The organism is Blastococcus sp. SYSU DS0619 (assembly GCF_054051035.1).
In genome coordinates this window covers 132625-149044 of sequence record NZ_JBJHAM010000004.1, presented here as the reverse complement: position 1 = coordinate 149044, position 16420 = coordinate 132625, and the positions used below count along the sequence as shown (strand labels likewise).

The window sequence follows — 16420 nt, the reverse complement described above, 5'->3', positions numbered from 1 at the left end:
TGCGCGCCGCCGCACCCGATCGGGGGCGGCGGCGCGCATCCGGTCAGCCCCCGACGGCCTCCCGCTCGCGCGCGGCGAGCTCGCGCTTGAGCACCTTGCCCGCCGCCGACACGGGGATCGCGTCGATGAACCGGACGTCGCGCAGCCGCTTGTACGGCGTCACCTTGTCGTTCACCGCGGCCATCACCGACTCGGCGGTGAGCGCGGCGCCATCGGCGTCGTCCTTGCGCACGACGTAGGCCACCGGCAGCTCGCCGGCGTCCTCGTCCGGCCGCCCGACGACGGCGGCGCCACCCACCCCGGGGACGCCGAACAGGATCTCCTCGAGCTCCCGCGGGAACACGTTGTAGCCCTTGTAGAGCAGCATGTCCTTGGTGCGGTCGACGATCGCCAGGTAGCCGTCCTCGTCGAGGATGCCGACGTCACCGGAGTGGAACCAGCCGTCGGCGTCGATCGATTCGGCGGTGGCCTCGGGGCGGTGCGCGTACCCGCGCATCACCTGCGGGCCGCGGATGCAGACCTCGCCGCGCTCGCCGGCCGGCAGCGGGTCGCCCCCGCCGAGCGGCCGGATGCTGATCTCGGTGTCGAAGAGCGGCACCCCGACCGTGCCCGGCTTGCGGGTGCCGGAGCGGAAGGACGGGTTGCCGGTCGCCATCATCGTGACCTCGGTGAGCCCGTAGCCCTCGCCGATGGTGGCGTTCGGCATCAGTGCGCCCATCTTCTCGATCAGCGACACCGGCAGCGGCGCGGCGCCGCTGCTGATCCCGCGGACGTGCGAGAGGTCGGCCTCGGCGAACCCGGGCACCTGCAGGAGGGCGACGAAGATCGGCGGTGCGCCACCGATGGAGGTCACCTGGTGGGCGACCATGTCCTCGACGTACTTCACCGGGTCGAAGCGCATGTGGATGACGGTCATGGTGCCGCCCATGACCATGCCGTTGAGGTAGCCGATCGCGCCCATGGCGTGGAACCACGGCGTGAGGTTGATGATCCGGGCCTCGCCGAGCCGGGTGGGGCACTCGTCCGGGCCGAGCACCTGCTCCAGCGTCACGTCACCGTGCTCGTCGAGCACCGGCACCGAGCCCGAGGTCCAGCAACCCGACTGCACCACGTTCGTCACGACCTGGCGGTGCGGCAGCTCCACGCCCTTGCTGACGCCCGTCGTGCCGCCGGTGTAGGCCAGGTGCGCGAGGTCCTCGACCACGTCGACGGCGCTGTCCAGGTGGCGGTCGGTGGGGTCGCCGGCCAGCAGGTCGGCGAGGTCGACGTCGCCGTCCTCGAGCCCGTCGATCCGCGCGGCGAAGTCGAGGATGTGCGCCTCGCCGGTCACGACGACGGTCCGCACCGGGGTCTGCGCCAGCGCGCCGCGCACGAACGGCAGCACCTGGTCCCAGGTGACGAGCACCGTCGCCCCGGCGTCGTCGAGCTGGGCGGCGAGGTCGGCGGCCGGGAGCAGCGGGTTGGTCGGGGAGAAGGTGGCGCCGGCCAGCAGGATCCCGTAGTACAGCGGCGGGTACTGCCGGCAGTTCGGGATGTGGACGGCGACGACGTCGCCGCGCCCGATGCCGTGGTCGGCCAGCCAGCCGGCGACGGCGTGCGCGCGGGCCCCGAGCTCGGTGAAGGTCAGCGGCACGTCGTGGTCCAGGAACGCCGTCCGGTCGCCCCAGCGGCGCACGGCGGCCCGCATGATGGACCCGACCGGCACCCGCGGGTAGTCCAGGGAGCGAGGCAGCCCGGGCGGCCAGCTGGCCGTCGTCGTTCCCGGGGCGGACTGCACGGTGGTCATGCGTTTCCTCTCGTCGGTGGCACCACAGGGTGGCCCAGCTCACAGCCGGTGTCGAGGGTTCTGTGAGGATGGAGCCATGAGCGACCAGCGCACCGCCCTCGTCCTGGGCGGCGGAGGCATCACCGGCATCGCGTGGGAGATCGGCGTGCTCGCCGGCCTGGCCGAGGCGGGGGTCGACCTCAGCGGTGCCGACCTGGTCGTCGGCACCTCCGCCGGCTCGGTGGTGGGCGCCCAGCTCACCAGCGGGGCGCCGCTGGAGGAGATGTACGCCCGCCAGCTGGAGCCCCCGACGCAGGAGAGGGTCGCCCGGATGACCCGCGGCAACCTGGCCCGGTACGCCTGGGCGATGCTGGCCAGCCGCGGCCGCGACGTGGAGTTCCGCCGCCGCGTGGGCTCTCTGGCGCTGGCGGCCGAGAAGGCCGGGCTCACGCCCACGGAGCAGGAGCGGCTGGACGTCATCGGCTCGCGGCTGGTCTCCCGCGAGTGGCCCGACCGGCCGCTCACCGTCACCGCCGTCGACGCCGCCACCGGCGAGTTCCGGCCCTTCGACCGCGAGTCCGGCGTTCCGCTGCTGCAGGCGGTGGCCGCCAGCTGCGCGGTGCCGGGGGTGTACCCCCCGGTCACCATCGACGGCCGCCGGTACGTCGACGGCGGCATGCGGTCGGCGGCGAACGCCGATCTCGCGCAGGGCTACGACCGCCTGGTCGTGCTCGCGCCGATCCCGCGGGGCGTGGGGCCGATGGCCAGCGTGGACGCCCAGGTCACCGGCTTGCTCGCGCGCGTCGCCGTGGTCGCCCCGGACGAGGGCGCCCGCGCGGCCATCGGCCGCAACGTCCTGGACCCCGCCGCGCGAGAGCCCTCGGCGCGGGCCGGCCGGGCCCAGGCGGCGACGGTCGCCGCACGGGTGGCCGAGGTCTGGACCGCCTGACCGCTCCGGCTGCCGGGGGATCTCGTGTCCGTCCGGTCGTCACCCGGGGTTCGCCCCGGGACGGGCGTGTCGTCCATCCGGGGTCGGTGTGATCCCCGTGGGGTCGGCGGCGAGGGTCGCCGCCCGAACCCGCGGGAGTCCTCATGATCGGCAAGAACCGCCTCCGGGCCTCGATGGCAGCCGTCGCCGTCGCCGTGCCCCTGGCCCTCGTCATCCCCGCCGCCGCCTCGGCGGGGGCCGCCCCCCGCCCGCCGGCCGTGGAGCCCGGCGAGGCGCTGGCCGACGACCTGCTGGTGGTCGGGCACCGTGGCGCCTCCGGCTACCGGCCCGAGCACACGCTCGCGTCCTACGCGCTGGCCGCCCGCATGGGCGCCGACTACATCGAGCCCGACGTCGTCAGCACCAAGGACGGCGTGCTGGTCGCCCGGCACGAGAACGAGATCTCCGGGACCACCGACGTGGCCGACCGGCCGGAGTTCGCCGATCGCCGCACCACCAAGATGATCGACGGGGCGCCCCTGACGGGCTGGTTCACCGAGGACTTCACCCTCGCCGAGCTGCGGACGCTGCGCGCCGTGGAGCGGCTGCCCGAGGTGCGCGAGGAGAACACCCTCTACGACGGCCTCTACCAGGTGCCGACGCTCGACGAGGTGCTGGAGCTGCGCGCCCAGCTCACCAAGGAGCTGCGCCGCGAGATCGGCGTCTACGTCGAGACCAAGCACCCCACCTACTTCGACTCCATCGGGCTCTCGCTCGAGGAGCCGCTGATGGCCGACCTGCGCGAGGCGCGCGTGCACAAGCACCACTCGCCGGTGTTCATCCAGTCGTTCGAGACGGCCAACCTGCGCGAGCTGGAGGAGCAGGGTGTGCGCGTGCGGCTGGTGCAGCTGCTCTCGGGTTCGGGCCAGCCCTACGACTTCACCGCCGCCGGTGACCCGCGCACCTACGCCGACCTGACCACCGCGGCCGGGCTCCAGGAGATCGCCGCCTACGCCGAGGGCGTGGGGCCGGAGAAGAACCAGGTCATCCCGCGCAACGAGGACGGCACCCTCGGCACCCCGACGGCGCTGGTCGACGACGCGCACCGGGCGGCGCTGCTCGTGCACCCGTACACGTTCCGCAACGAGAACGTCTTCCTGCCGCCGGCGCTGCGGGACGGTGCCGAGCTCGACGAGTACGGCCGGGCGCTGGAGGAGCACGCCGCCTTCTGGGAGGCCGGCATCGACGGGATGTTCACCGACCAGCCGGACACCGGCGTCGTCTCCCGCGAGCTGTTCGTGAGCGACATGGCCCCGGCCGCCTGAGCCGGACCGCCGGGCCGGCGGAGCGCCCGCTCCGCCGGCCCGGCGGGTCACACCACCGGCTCGGCGACCAGGGAGCCCGCCGAGTGCTCGATGCGCAGCTGGGTCTTGAGCACCTTGCCGCTGGGGTTGCGGGGGAGTGCCCCGACGACCGAGTACTCCCGCGGGTTCTTGTACCGGGCCAGCCGCTCGCGGCACCAGGCGCCCAGCTCGTCGGAGGTCGGCGGGTCGGCCGGGTCCCGCGGGGCGATCACGGCCAGCGGCGCCTCGCCGTAGCGGCTGTCGGGGACGCCGATCAGCGCCACCTCGCCGACCTTCGGGTGGGCCGCCAGGACGTTCTCCACCTCGGCGCAGTAGATGTTCTCGCCGCCGGAGATGATCATGTCCTTCTTGCGGTCGACGACGTAGAAGTAGCCGTCCTCGTCCTGGCGCACGAGGTCCCCGGAGTGGAACCAGCCGCCGGCGAAGGCCTCGGCGGTCGCCTCGGGCTTGTTCCAGTACTCCTTCATCACCATCGGGCTGCGGTAGACGATCTCCCCGACCTCACCCCGCGGGACGTCCTCCATCGCCTCGTCGACGACGCGGACCTCGACGTTGAGGATCGGCGTGCCGACCGAGCCGATCTTGCGCACCGAGTCCTCGCCGCGCAGCAGGCAGGTGACCGGGCTGCACTCGGTCTGCCCGAAGGCGGTGACCACCTCGGCCTGGGGGAAGGCGTCGATCAGCGCGCGCAGCAGGGTGGTGGAGGCCGGCGCGGCGCCCCAGGAGACCCGGCGCAGGTGCGAGAGGTCGCGGGCGGCGAGGTCGGGCACGGCGAGCACGGCGGCCCACATGGCGGGCACGAGGAAGATGCTGGAGACCTTCTCCCGCTCCATCAGATCGAGGGTCGCGGCCGGGTCGAAGGCGCCCGACCTGAGGATCACGTGGACGCCGCCCAGCAGCAGCGGCGGCAGCCCGCCGGCCAGCCCGGCGATGTGGAACAGCGGCGCGCCGGGCACCCCGACCCGGTCGTCCGGGTCCCAGCCCAGCGTGGTGATCTGGCTGAACGCGTGCAGGAGCAGGTTCCGGTGGGTCAGCACCGCACCCTTGGGGCGGCCGGTGGTGCCCGACGTGTACATGATGAAGGCGGCCTCGTCCTCGGCCACGGCGACGTCGAGCGGGTCGGTCCCGGCGGTGGCGAGCGCGTCCTCGTAGTCCCCGCTGCCCGGGCCGGCGCTGCCCTCGCCGATCACCAGCACCGTGCCGACGTCCGGCGCCTGCTCCCGCGCCTCGGCGGCGACCGGTGCCAGGGCGGCGTCGACGACGAGGGCCACGGCACCGGAGTCGGCGAGCACGTAGGCGACCTCGTCCGCCACCAGCCGGAAGTTGACCGGGACGACGACCGCGCCGAGCCGCACCCCGGCGAGGTAGGCCTCCCAGGTCGCCATGCCGTTGAGGGCCAGGACGGCGACGCGGTCCCCGGTGCCGACGCCGCGCCGCCGCAGGGCGCGGGCCAGCCGGGTCACCCGCTCGTCCAGCTCGGCGTAGCTGCGCCCGGTCCGCTCGAAGCGCAGCGCCGGCGCGTTCGGCGTCGCACGGCTCCAGCGGGCCAGCTGGTCACTCATGGTCATGCCCCGGCCCTGCAGGACAGGGATCTCGACGCTCACGGCTGCTCCTCGACGTCCGACGCGGGTGTGATCTGCGTCATGCTGTCGATGGGGAGCGGGGCGGTCAACCCTGACTGTCGAGGGCGAGCAGCCGGGCGGCCAGCCGCTTCCACAGCGCGAGGTGCGGATCGGTCGGGGCGGGGCGGTCTTCGAAGGCGTAGACCAGCGCAACCCCCCGCATGCTGGTGAACAGCAGCTCGCAGAGGTCGTCGTAGACCGGGGCCGCCGCGATCTCCGGGCCCCAGATCCCCGCGGCCACGGCGGCGATCGCCTCGCGCAGGCGGCGCTCCCCGCCGCGCAGCGCCGTCCGCAGCTCGGGATCGGTGCGGGCGGCCGTCCACAGCTCCATGGCGGCCCAGAACGGCGGCTCCTGGAACGTGGCCCACATCAGGTCGATCGCCCGGTCCACCCGGTCGCGGCCGGTCGGCTCGTCCCGCATGAGCGCCGCCGCCCGGCGGCGGACCTCGTCGAGCTGGGTCGTCGACAGGTGCTCGGTGGCGGCGACCAGCAGCTCGGCGCGGGAGGGGAAGTGGTGCAGCAGCCGGCCGCGGGAGACGCCGGCGCGGGCCTGGACGGCGAGCGTCGAGGCGCCGGCGTAGCCGTCCTCGACCAGGCAGGCGACCGCGGCGTCGAGGATCAGCAGCCGGCTGTCGGCGGTCCGCTCCGACCTCGAGCGCGGCGCCCGCACGGCGCTCCGGTCGAGCGGCTCGGCGGTCATCGACGCAGCGTAACCGGGGTCCGGCCGCCTGGCAGTCACCGTTGACCGTTCCGGGTGACGGCTGTCACGCTGCGGACCGTCCGCCCGTCGACGAGAGGTGCCGCCCGTGGATTTCGACGACAGCCCCGACGAGGCCGCCTACCGGGCGCGCGTCCGTGCCCTGCTCGAGGAACACGCCGGCGAGCTGCTGCACCTCGCGCCCGGCCAGGAGGGGGTGGACGCCCGCCGGCACGAGCCCGAGATGCGCCGCACCCAGCAGGTGCTCGCCGACGCGGGGCTGGTCGGCGTCACCTGGTCCCGGGAGTACGGCGGCCAGGGCGGCACGCTGGTGCAGCAGGCGATCGTCGCGCAGGAGCTGGCCCGGGCCCGCGTGCCCGGGCTGATCAACCACATCGGCATCGGCATGTGCGGCCCGACCGTCATCGCGCACGGCAGCCAGGACCAGCGCGACCGCTACCTCTCCCGGCTGCTGCGGGCCGACGACGTCTGGTGCCAGCTGTTCAGCGAGCCGGCGTCGGGTTCGGATCTGGCGGCGCTGCGGACCACGGCGGTCCGCGACGGCGAGGACTGGGTGGTCAACGGCCAGAAGGTCTGGACGACGCTGGCGCACGTCGCCGACTACGGCATCCTGCTCACCCGCACCGACCCGGATCGGCCCAAGCACGCCGGGCTGACGATGTTCGTCGTCGACATGCACGCGCCGGGCGTGACGGTCCGCCCGCTGCGCCAGATGGGCGGGCAGTCGGACTTCAACGAGGTCTTCTTCGACGACGTGCGCATCCCCGACGCCGAGCGGCTCGGCGAGCCGGGCGAGGGCTGGCGGGTCGCGCTCACCACGCTGATGAACGAGCGGGTGGCCATCGGCGGGGCCGGCGGCGACATCGGGCTGTCGGTCGAGTCTTTCGCGCAGCACGCCCGGGAGCGGCTGCCCGCCCTCGACGGCGACCGCCAGGTCCTGGCCCGGCAGGCCGTCGGCCGGGCCGTGGTAGCCGCGCTCGCCGCCCGCTACACCGGCTACCGGCGGCTCACCGTGCTCAGCCAGGGCGGCATCCCGGGCCCCGAGGCGAGCGCGGGCAAGCTCGCCGGCACGGAGGCGGCGCGGCTGATCGCCGACGCCGGCGTCCGGCTGCTCGGGGACGACGCCGTCTACGCCGCGACCTCCGACGGCGACGACCGCTGGCAGCGCACCCAGTCGTGGCTGCCCGGCATCGCCATCGCCGGCGGCACCGACCAGGTGCTGCGCAACATCCTCGGCGAGCGGGTGCTGGGCCTGCCGCCGGAGCCCCGCAACGACAAGACCGACGCGTTCTCGGCGGGCCGGACCTCGGGAGGACCGCGATGAACTTCGACCTCGACACCGACCAGCGCGACATCGCCGCCGGCGCCCGTGACTTCTTCCGAGGCAACGCCTCACCCGCTGCCGCGCGCGCCGGGCTCGAGGGCGGCCGGCTCGAACCGGGCCGCAAGGCGCTGGCCGACATCGGGTTCCTCGGCATCACCGTGCCCGAGGCGGCCGGCGGCTCGGGGCGGCCGGTGCTCGACCTCGCCGTCGTCGCCGAGCAGGGGGGAGCGGTCCTGGCCGCGCCGTCCCTGGTCACCGCCGCACGGGCCGCGGTCCTGCTGGCCGACGAGCCCGAGCTGGCCGCTCAGCTGGCCGACGGGTCGACCGCCTTCGCCGTCCTCGACGGGTCGGTGGACGGCTCGGCGCCGTCGATCGACGGGGCGGACGCGACGCTCTTCCTCGGACTCGACGGCGGCGACCTGGTGGTCGGGGAGGGCGAGGTCGTCCCCGGCCGGCCGCTGGACGCCACCCGCGGCCTGGCCTCCGTGCGGCTCACCTCCCGCCGGGTACTCGCCCCCGACGCGGGGGAGCTCTGGGCCCGCGCCCGGCAGGTGGCCGCGGTCGTGCTGGCGGCCGAGGACCTCGGCGGCGCGGACCGCGCGGTGGAGCTGGGCATCGCCTACGCGCAGGAGCGGGAGGCGTTCGGCCGGCGGATCGGGTCCTACCAGGCGGTCAAGCACATGCTGGTCGACGCCTGGGCCGGTGTGGACCAGCTGCGGTCGCTGGTCTGGTGGGCCGCCTGGGCCGCCGACTGCGCCCCCGCGGAGCTCCCGCTGGCCTCCTCCGCCGCGAAGGCGTACGCGGCGACCACCTTCGAACGGGCGGCCGGGACGCTCATCCAGGTGCACGGCGGGATCGGCTTCACCTGGGAGCACGACGCGCACCTCTTCTGGCGCCGGGCGAAGGTGGACCGGCTGCTCCTGGGTGACGAGGCCGAGCACCTCGACGCCGTCGCCCGGCTCGCGGTCGCCGGCGCCCTCGACGGCTGACCACCCGTTCCCGGCGTTCCCGGCACCGGGGCGTCGCCCGCTGACAGGAGGAAGACCACGGACCTCACCGAGCTCCGCTACGAGGTGGCCGACGGCGTCGCGACCCTCACGCTGCACCGCCCCGACCGCCTCAACGCCTTCACCCTGACCATGGCCGACGAGCTCGCGGCGGTGGCCGCCGCCGCGGACGCCGACGACGACGTGCGGGTGGTCGTGGTGACCGGGGCGGGCCGGGCGTTCTGCGCCGGCGCCGACCTGGGCGGCGGTCCCGGCACGTTCGGCGGCCGGCGCACCCGCGAGCGGCCACCGGGACCGCTGAGCCAGGACATCGCCGGTGTCCCCCGGGACGCCGGCGGGGTGGCCGCGCTGCCGTTCGCGGCGCTGCGCAAGCCGGTCATCGCCGCGGTCAACGGGCCGGCCGTCGGCATCGGGGCCACCCTCACCCTGCCCATGGACATCCGCATCGCGGCGAGGTCGGCGCGCTTCGGCTTCGTCTTCGGCCGGGTCGGGATCGTGCCGGAGGCGGCGTCGTCCTGGTTCCTGCCCCGGGTCGTCGGCATCAGCCAGGCGATGGAGTGGGTGGCCACGGGCCGGGTGTTCGACGCGGCCGAGGCGCTGCGCGGCGGGCTCGTCTCGCGAGTGGTGCCGGACGCCGACCTCCTCCCCACCGCCCACGCGCTGGCCCGCGAGATCGTCGCCAACACCAGCGGGGTCGCCGTGGCGGCCGCGCGCCAGCTGCTGTGGTCGATGCTGGGTGCGGCCTCGCCCTGGGACGCGCACCGGGCGGAGTCGCGGGCGCTCATGGAGCTGGGGGAGGGGCCGGACCCCGCGGAGGGCGTGGCGGCCTTCCTGGAGAAGCGGCCCCCGCGCTTCTCCGCGCCGCTCCCCGACGGGGCCGTCGCCGGGGTGCCGCGCTGGCCCGCCGCGCCGGAGGACGTCACCGGCTGACGTCACCGGCCGGGACGGCCGCCGGGTGGGCCGTCCCGGCCGCGGGTCAGGGCATGCGGCTCGGGTCGAGGTGGCGCAGCAGCGTCTCGCCGAAGTCGCGCATCGCCAGCACCTGCTCGGGGGAGAGCTGGTCGAACAGCTCCCGGCGCACGCCCTCCACGTGGATCGGCGCCGCGCCCTCCAGGGCGGCGAACCCCTCGTCGGTGAGCACGGCCAGCTGCCCACGGCCATCCTCGGCGCAGACCTGCCGGCGCACCCAGCCGCGCTCCTCCAGCCGGGACACCGCGTGCGAGAGCCGGCTCCGGGAGGACAGGCACCGGTCGGCGAGCTCGCTCATCCGCATCATGCGGTCGGGCTCCTCGGAGAGCGCCACGAGGATCTCGTAGTAGGCGTGCGAGATGCCGGTGCGGTGCGTGAGCTCGCGGTCCAGCCGGTCCTGCAGCAGCTGCGAGCTGTAGAGCCAGGCGCGCCAGGCCTTCTGCTCCTCGGGGTCGAGCCAGCGCGGCTCACCCGTGGGGAGGGACTCCGGCGACACGGATGCGGTCATGGGCACAGAGTACTGGCGGAATAGTCAAGCGCTCAACTACGCTGCGGACGACGACCTGCCCGACCTCAACACCCCTGGGAGACACCATGACCAGCACCTCCGTCCAGATCCCCGGCTACCTCGCCGGCACCTGGGACATCGACGCCAGCCACTCGACCGTCGGCTTCTCCGTCCGCCACATGATGGTCAGCAAGGTCCGCGGCTACTTCCGCGAGTTCTCCGGCGAGATCGTCACCGCCGAGGACCCGACGCAGTCCACCGTCACCGCCACCGTGAACATGGACTCGATCGACACCCGCCAGGAGCAGCGCGACGCGCACATCAAGTCCGCCGACTTCTTCGACGTCGGCAACCACACCGTGATGACCTTCCGCTCCACCGCGGTGAAGACCGACGGCGCCGACTGGACCGTCGAGGGTGACCTCACCATCAAGGGCATCACCAAGCCGGTCGTCCTGGAGCTGGAGCTCAACGGCTTCGGCCCCGACGCCTACGGCGGCACGCGCGCCGGGTTCAGCGCCAAGACCGAGATCTCCCGCAAGGAGTACGGCGTCGACATCGACATGCCGATGGACGGCGGCGGCGTCGTCGTCGGCGACAAGATCACCGTGGAGCTCGAGATCGAGGCCGTGCTCCGCACCGCCTAATCCCAGCGCCTGTCGAGGACCCCGGACGGATCGTCGTCCGGGGTCCTCGCGCGTCCCGGGGTCGCATCCGGATCTTCGCCGACATGCGCATGACGGCGGCTCCCAGGGCCGTCGATACCGCCGCGGTACGTATGTCGGCGGGATCGAGCGGCGGTCGGCAGGGGACACTGGGAGGCATGTCGACGTCGTCGCTCGCCCGCATCCCCGCCTGGCTCCTGGTGGCCGTCGGCCTGGCCGCCGGCTTCGGCATCGCGCAGGGCACCGGCATCCGCGCGCTGGGTGGCGCGGTGTTCGCCGTCTGCGGGGTCGGGGCGGGCTGGATCGCCGCCCGCCGGCGCGGGCCGGCCGTCACCGCCGGGCTGGCCGCCCTCTACGTGGGGGCGTTCGTCCTGGCCCACGTCCTGGCGCTCGGCGCCGGTTTCCCGGCCTGGTTCGCGGTGAGTCTGGTCACTGTTGCCGCTGCCGGAGCCACCTACGGGGTGGTCGACCGGCAGCGGGAGACGGTCACCGCCCGCTGAGCACCTAGAGTGGAGGGAAGGTCGGGGCCGCGAAGGCTGTTGACCTGATGCCCGCGCGCGTCCGCGCGGCGCGCTCCCGAGCTCCCCGAGGTGCCCTCCCGCATGCCCATCCGCAACGACCTGCGCAACGTGGCGATCGTCGCCCACGTCGACCACGGCAAGACGACCCTGGTCGACGCTCTCCTCCGCCAGGCCGGCGCACTCGGCCGCGCCAAGGGCGAGGGTACCGACAACGACTCCACGCAGGACCGCGTGATGGACTCGATGGACCTCGAGCGCGAACGCGGCATCACCATCCTCGCCAAGAACACCGCCATCCGGCTGGCCGACGAGGACGGCAACCCCGTCGTCGTCAACATCGTCGACACCCCCGGCCACGCCGACTTCGGCGGTGAGGTCGAGCGCGGCCTGTCGATGGTCGACGGCGTCGTCCTGCTCGTCGACGCCTCCGAGGGCCCGCTGCCGCAGACCCGGTTCGTGCTCCGCAAGGCGCTCGCCAAGGGGATGCCGGTCATCCTCGCGGTGAACAAGACCGACCGCCAGGACGCCCGCATCGAGGAGGTCGTCGACGAGAGCTACGAGCTGTTCATGGAGCTGCTCGAGGACACCGGCCTCGACGTCGACGCGCTCGAGTTCCCGATCGTCTACTGCAACGGCCGCACCGGCCAGGCCTCGCTCAACCGCCCGGAGAACGGCACCGTCCCGGACAGCCCCGACCTCGCGCCGCTGGTGAAGACGCTGCTCGACACCATCCCGGCGCCGTCCTACGACGCCGAGGAGCCGCTGCGCGCCCAGGTCACCAACCTCGACGCCTCCCCGTTCCTCGGCCGCCTCGCCCTGCTGCGCATCCACTCCGGTGAGATGAAGCGCGGCCAGCAGGTCGCCTGGTGCCGCGTGGACGGCACGATCAAGAACGTCAAGATCACCGAGCTGCTCGTGACCGAGGGCCTCACCCGCACCCCGGCCGACAGCGCCGGCCCGGGGGACCTGGTCGCCATCGCCGGTATCGAGGACATCATGATCGGCGACACCCTCGCCGACCCGAACGACCCGCGGCCGCTGCCGCCGCTGACCGTCGACGAGCCGTCGATCTCGATCACCATCGGGATCAACACCTCGCCGCTGTCGGGCAAGTCGGGCAAGAAGCTCACCGCCCGCCTGATCAAGAACCGCCTCGACCAGGAGCTGGTCGGCAACGTGTCGGTGCGGATGCTCCCGACCGACCGGCCCGACACCTGGGAGATGCAGGGGCGCGGCGAGCTGGCGCTGGCCATCCTCGTCGAGCAGCTGCGCCGCGAGGAGTTCGAGCTCACCGTCGGCCGGCCGACCGTCGTCACCAAGACCATCGACGGCAAGCTGCACGAGCCGGTCGAGCGGGTCACCATCGACACGCCCGGTGAGTACGTCGGCACGCTGACCCAGGCCCTGGCGGTCCGCCGGGCCCGGCTGGAGAACCTGGTGCACCACGACACCGGCTGGGCGCGGATGGAGTACATCGTCCCCTCGCGCGGCCTGATCGGGTTCCGCACCGAGTTCCTCACCGAGACCCGCGGCACCGGCGTCCTCAACCACAACCTCGAGGGCTACGAGCCGTGGCTGGGCGACATGCGCGCCCGCCCGACCGGCTCGCTGGTCGCCGACCGCTCCGGCGTGGCGACGACGTACTCGATGTTCTCGCTGCAGGAGCGCGGCCAGCTCATGGTGCAGCCGGGCACGGACGTCTACGAGGGCATGATCGTCGGTGAGAACTCCCGTCCGGACGACATGGACGTGAACATCACCAAGGAGAAGAAGCTCACCAACATGCGCAAGTCCACCTCCGAGGAGCTGGAGCGGCTCATCCCGCCGCGCATCCTCAACCTGGAGCAGGCGCTGGAGTTCTGCGCCGAGGACGAGTGCGTCGAGGTCACCCCGGCCACCGTCCGCATCCGCAAGGTCGTGCTGGACCAGACCGAGCGCGGCAAGGCGAAGAACCGCAAGCCCAAGCCCGCCTGATCCTGCTCTTCCCGTCGCGCCCCACCGCAGCTCCACCGCGGCGGGGCGCGCGGCGTTCCCGGGGCACCCCACCCCAACTCTTCCGCGGGAACTCCGCCCTGCTCCTCCGCGGAAAGTCGGGGATCGGGGCGGGGACAGTGGTCGCAAGGTAACGGTTCGTGATGACCGGCCGTACGGCGGCGACCCGCCCGTCCCACGCTCACCGGCAACCACGCGTGCCGCGGCCTACGTTCGTGTCGGGGCCTGCTGTCCGGGCCCACGGCGAGCGAGCGACGAGAGAAGGCCGAACGCTGATGGCGACGACCACCCGCACGGTTCCGGTGTCCGAGGGTTTCCGGGGCGGGATCGACGTCCGGGTGAGCCTGCGCGCCGACGCCGGGTCGGGCGGCTCCGCCTTCGACGGCGCGTGGTTCCCCCGCAGCCGGGACCTCGCGGTGGAGCTGCCCGAGCTGATCGCCGCCCTGGAGCGGCACGGCGTGCGGGTGGAGCGGTTCACCTACGCGCTCGATGCCTGGCAGCCCGCCCCCCGCAAGCTCGAGGTGCAGGGCCGCACCGTCCGGGCCGGTGGCTTCCGCAGCATGGACCCGCAGGTGGTCTGCCTGACCTGGGCTGGTGGCAACCGGCGGGCCGACCTGCTCGTGGTCCCGCCGGAGACCGACGTGCTGACCGGCGCGCGGGCGCTGCGGCTGTGCACCCGCCGGGGCCTGCCGTCATCACCGCAGATGGTCCTCGCCGCGGCCCGCTCCACGCCGCTGCCGCAGGTCCCCGACCTGCCCGCCAGCCGGGCCGTCTGAGGGCCCCCTGCCCCCGTCATTCGCAGGCTCGCGGCAGGCCCCTGCAGGAGGGTCGTCCCAGCACGTCACCTCGCTACGCCTGGCGCGAACCGGCTGGACGACGGGGGAGCGGCTGCGCTGAGGTGAGGCGCATGCGGCTCCTCGTCCTCGGCGGCACCCACTTCCTCGGCCGGCACGTCGTCGCCGCTGCGCTCGCCCGCGGTCACGAGGTCGCCACGTTCACCCGGGGCGTCACGGGCGCGCCGCCGGAGGGCGCCCGGGCCCTGCACGGCGACCGGACCGACCCCGATGCCCTGCCGGGGGCGCTGGGGGAGTGGACGCCCGAGCTCGTGGTCGACACGTCCTGCCAGACCCGCGCGGCCGCCCGCAACGCCGCCGCGGTGCTCGGCGGGGTCGGCGCCTACGTCTTCGTCAGTAGCCTCAACGCCTACCGGAACTGGCCGCCGGGCCCCGTGGGCCCCGAGGCCGGCGAGCCGACCTGGGACACCGAGGACGACGAGTACGGGCCGATCAAGGCATTCGCCGAGCGCGAACTCGCCGCGGCGGTCGACGGCCGTTTCCTCACCGCGCGCGCCGGGCTGATCGTCGGTCCGCACGACCCGGTCCACCGGCTCGGTTGGTGGCTGGAGCGGATCGCCCGCGGCGGGCGGGTGGTCGTCCCGGCCGAGGGCGCGGCGCAGCCGATCGCGCTGGTCGACGCCCGCGACCTCGCGGCGTGGCTGGTGGCCATGGCCGAGGAGGGCCGCACCGGCGCGGTCAACGCCACCGGGCCGGCCGGCATGACGACCCTCGGCGGCCTCCTGGACCTCTGCCGGACCGTCACGGGCAGCAGCGCGGAGTGGGTGCCGGTGCCGGAAGCCGACCTGCTCGCCGCCGGCGTCCAGGAGTGGCTCCACCTGCCGCTGTGGTTGCGGCAGGAGACGGCGCGGACGGCCTGGGACGTCGACACCTCCCGGGCCGTCGACCTCGGCCTCGCCACCCGGGCGCCGGCGTCCACGGTCGCCGACACCTGGGCGTGGCTGCGGACCTCCGACCGGCCCGCGCCGCCGGCCCACCGGCCCGTTGATCAGCCGGGGCCCGGCCTCCCCGCCGACCTGGAGGCCGCCCTGCTGTCGACGCGGTGATCAGGCCGGCTGATCACCGCGGGCGGGTGGGTCAGTCGCGGGGCGCGCTGGGCCGGCCGGCGCCGACCGGCTCGTCCGCGGGGGTGGAGACGTCGGCGACCACGTTGCGCTCGGCGGTCTCGGCGACGGCGTCGGCGGACTCCCGTGCCTGGTCCTTGCGGTACTGGCGGAAGGAGTGGACGACGGCCAGCACCCAGATCGCGGCGAGCACCGAGTAGACGGCGCCGCTGGTGGTGTCGCCGGCGTCGACCCAGTCGCTGCGCAGCAGCGTCCGGCTGTTCGTCAGCACGATGAGCCCGCCGACGAAGGAACCCAGCATGCGCGGCGGGATGTGCCGCACGAGCCAGGCGGCGAGCGGTGCGGCGATGCTGCCGCCGATGAGCAGCGCGGCGACCCAGGCGAAGTCGATCCCCTGGGAGCCCAGCGCGAACAGGAAGCCCAGGCTCGCCGCCAGCGCGACCAGGAACTCGGCGGTGCTGACCGAGCCGATGACCTTGCGCGGCTCCATCCGGCCGCTGGCCAGCAGCGCCGGCGTGCCGACCGGTCCCCAGCCGCCGCCGCCGGTGGCGTCGACGAAGCCGGCGACCAGCCCGAGCGGGCCGAGGAAGCGGGCGCGGACCGGCTTGCCGAGGTTCCGCCGGTCGATGCCGCGCAGGGTGAACCGGACCAGCAGGTAGACGCCGAGGGACAGCAGGATCAGGGACATCACCGGGGCCGCGACCGCGGTCGAGAGGTTCGACAGGACGGTCGCGCCGGCGAAGGCTCCGATCGCGCCGGGGATGCCGATCTTCGCGACGACCTTCCAGTCGACGTTGCCGAACTTCCAGTGCGAGAGACCGGACGTCAGCGTCGTCCCGATCTCGGCGAGGTGGATGGTCGCCGATGCGGCTGCCGGGTTGGTGCCGATGGCCAGCAGCAACGTCGTCGAGGTGGCGCCGTAGGCCATGCCGAGGCTGCCGTCGACGAGCTGGGCACCCAGGCCGACGAGGGCGAGCAGGATCAGGGTCTTCACGGGGAACGGGCTCCGGTCTCACGGATGCCGCGGCAGGCGGCCTGGCAGGGGGTCGAGCAGGCGCCACGAGGTGGCGCCGCGGATCAGGACCCCGGACAGGCGGCGGTGCAGACGCGCAGCAGGTC

Annotated in this window: 14 protein-coding genes and 1 pseudogene; 10 read left to right on the top strand and 5 right to left on the bottom strand. The window is 74.1% G+C overall.

The window, feature by feature from the left end; all coding sequences use genetic code 11:
• Window positions 1–43: 43 nt before the first annotated feature.
• The gene (locus ACI79T_RS07685; RefSeq protein WP_456609456.1) at window positions 44–1786 is read right to left on the bottom strand and encodes a class I adenylate-forming enzyme family protein; all 1743 of its coding nucleotides are present in this window, start codon (window positions 1784–1786) and stop codon (window positions 44–46) included.
• 76 nt (window positions 1787–1862) lie between these two features.
• On the opposite strand from ACI79T_RS07685, the gene ACI79T_RS07680 reads away from it, so the two are divergent.
• Window positions 1863–2714 carry a patatin-like phospholipase family protein gene (locus ACI79T_RS07680; RefSeq protein WP_456609455.1) on the top strand — a complete coding sequence of 284 codons (852 nt, stop codon included), beginning with the start codon at window positions 1863–1865 and terminating at the stop codon, window positions 2712–2714.
• Window positions 2715–2857: 143 nt separating this feature from the next.
• On the top strand, window positions 2858–4018 hold the full coding sequence (locus ACI79T_RS07675; RefSeq protein WP_456609454.1) for a glycerophosphodiester phosphodiesterase: 1161 nt from the start codon (window positions 2858–2860) through the stop codon (window positions 4016–4018).
• A gap of 47 nt (window positions 4019–4065) precedes the next feature.
• Here ACI79T_RS07675 and ACI79T_RS07670 read toward each other — a convergent pair whose 3' ends face one another.
• Both ACI79T_RS07670 and ACI79T_RS07665 read right to left on the bottom strand, forming a co-directional pair.
• A complete protein-coding gene (locus ACI79T_RS07670; protein WP_456609453.1) occupies window positions 4066–5661 on the bottom strand; it encodes a long-chain-fatty-acid--CoA ligase in 1596 nt (531 codons plus the stop codon).
• Window positions 5662–5725: 64 nt separating this feature from the next.
• A complete protein-coding gene (locus tag ACI79T_RS07665; protein WP_456609452.1) occupies window positions 5726–6379 on the bottom strand; it encodes a TetR/AcrR family transcriptional regulator in 654 nt (217 codons plus the stop codon).
• Between the two features lie 106 nt (window positions 6380–6485).
• Between ACI79T_RS07665 and ACI79T_RS07660 the strand changes: the two genes are divergently transcribed.
• The 3 genes and pseudogenes from ACI79T_RS07660 to ACI79T_RS07650 form a co-directional block, all read left to right on the top strand.
• Window positions 6486–7721, top strand: a complete 1236-nt coding sequence (locus tag ACI79T_RS07660; RefSeq protein WP_456609451.1) for an acyl-CoA dehydrogenase family protein — start codon at window positions 6486–6488, stop codon at window positions 7719–7721.
• Window positions 7718–8710 (top strand): acyl-CoA dehydrogenase family protein, encoded by a 993-nt coding sequence (locus ACI79T_RS07655; protein WP_456609450.1) that lies wholly within the window; start codon window positions 7718–7720, stop codon window positions 8708–8710. The genes ACI79T_RS07660 and ACI79T_RS07655 overlap by 4 nt, the downstream gene beginning before the upstream one ends.
• Window positions 8711–8785: 75 nt before the next feature.
• A pseudogene (locus tag ACI79T_RS07650) lies at window positions 8786–9658 on the top strand (enoyl-CoA hydratase-related protein); the annotation flags it as partial.
• A 46-nt stretch (window positions 9659–9704) separates the two neighbouring features.
• Here ACI79T_RS07650 and ACI79T_RS07645 read toward each other — a convergent pair.
• Window positions 9705–10205, bottom strand: a complete 501-nt coding sequence (locus ACI79T_RS07645; RefSeq protein WP_456609449.1) for a MarR family winged helix-turn-helix transcriptional regulator — start codon at window positions 10203–10205, stop codon at window positions 9705–9707.
• A gap of 86 nt (window positions 10206–10291) precedes the next feature.
• Between ACI79T_RS07645 and ACI79T_RS07640 the strand changes: the two genes are divergently transcribed.
• The 5 genes from ACI79T_RS07640 to ACI79T_RS07620 all read left to right on the top strand — a co-directional run bounded on the left by ACI79T_RS07640 (window position 10292) and on the right by ACI79T_RS07620 (window position 15283).
• Complete coding sequence (locus ACI79T_RS07640; protein WP_456609448.1) at window positions 10292–10852, top strand: YceI family protein; 561 nt, start codon at window positions 10292–10294, stop codon at window positions 10850–10852.
• Window positions 10853–11028: 176 nt separating this feature from the next.
• A complete protein-coding gene (locus ACI79T_RS07635) occupies window positions 11029–11370 on the top strand; it encodes a hypothetical protein (RefSeq protein WP_456609447.1) in 342 nt (113 codons plus the stop codon).
• A gap of 102 nt (window positions 11371–11472) precedes the next feature.
• Window positions 11473–13365, top strand: a complete 1893-nt coding sequence (gene typA, locus ACI79T_RS07630) for a translational GTPase TypA (protein WP_456609446.1) — start codon at window positions 11473–11475, stop codon at window positions 13363–13365.
• Window positions 13366–13658: 293 nt separating this feature from the next.
• Complete coding sequence (locus ACI79T_RS07625; protein WP_456609445.1) at window positions 13659–14159, top strand: DUF5994 family protein; 501 nt, start codon at window positions 13659–13661, stop codon at window positions 14157–14159.
• A 131-nt stretch (window positions 14160–14290) separates the two neighbouring features.
• On the top strand, window positions 14291–15283 hold the full coding sequence (locus ACI79T_RS07620; protein ID WP_456609444.1) for an NAD-dependent epimerase/dehydratase family protein: 993 nt from the start codon (window positions 14291–14293) through the stop codon (window positions 15281–15283).
• Between the two features lie 31 nt (window positions 15284–15314).
• Here the strand turns inward: ACI79T_RS07620 and ACI79T_RS07615 are convergent, their stop codons facing one another.
• A complete protein-coding gene (locus ACI79T_RS07615; protein ID WP_456609443.1) occupies window positions 15315–16295 on the bottom strand; it encodes a sulfite exporter TauE/SafE family protein in 981 nt (326 codons plus the stop codon).
• Between the last annotated feature and the right edge of the window lie 125 nt (window positions 16296–16420).

Coding starts and splice junctions, on each gene's coding strand:
- ACI79T_RS07685 (WP_456609456.1), bottom strand. CDS start 1,786: ATGACCACCGTGCAGTCCGCCCCGGGAACGACGACGGCCAGCTGGCCG.
- ACI79T_RS07680 (WP_456609455.1), top strand. CDS start 1,863: ATGAGCGACCAGCGCACCGCCCTCGTCCTGGGCGGCGGAGGCATCACC.
- ACI79T_RS07675 (WP_456609454.1), top strand. CDS start 2,858: ATGATCGGCAAGAACCGCCTCCGGGCCTCGATGGCAGCCGTCGCCGTC.
- ACI79T_RS07665 (WP_456609452.1), bottom strand. CDS start 6,379: ATGACCGCCGAGCCGCTCGACCGGAGCGCCGTGCGGGCGCCGCGCTCG.
- ACI79T_RS07655 (WP_456609450.1), top strand. CDS start 7,718: ATGAACTTCGACCTCGACACCGACCAGCGCGACATCGCCGCCGGCGCC.
- ACI79T_RS07645 (WP_456609449.1), bottom strand. CDS start 10,205: ATGACCGCATCCGTGTCGCCGGAGTCCCTCCCCACGGGTGAGCCGCGC.
- ACI79T_RS07640 (WP_456609448.1), top strand. CDS start 10,292: ATGACCAGCACCTCCGTCCAGATCCCCGGCTACCTCGCCGGCACCTGG.
- ACI79T_RS07635 (WP_456609447.1), top strand. CDS start 11,029: ATGTCGACGTCGTCGCTCGCCCGCATCCCCGCCTGGCTCCTGGTGGCC.
- typA (WP_456609446.1), top strand. CDS start 11,473: ATGCCCATCCGCAACGACCTGCGCAACGTGGCGATCGTCGCCCACGTC.
- ACI79T_RS07625 (WP_456609445.1), top strand. CDS start 13,659: ATGGCGACGACCACCCGCACGGTTCCGGTGTCCGAGGGTTTCCGGGGC.
- ACI79T_RS07620 (WP_456609444.1), top strand. CDS start 14,291: ATGCGGCTCCTCGTCCTCGGCGGCACCCACTTCCTCGGCCGGCACGTC.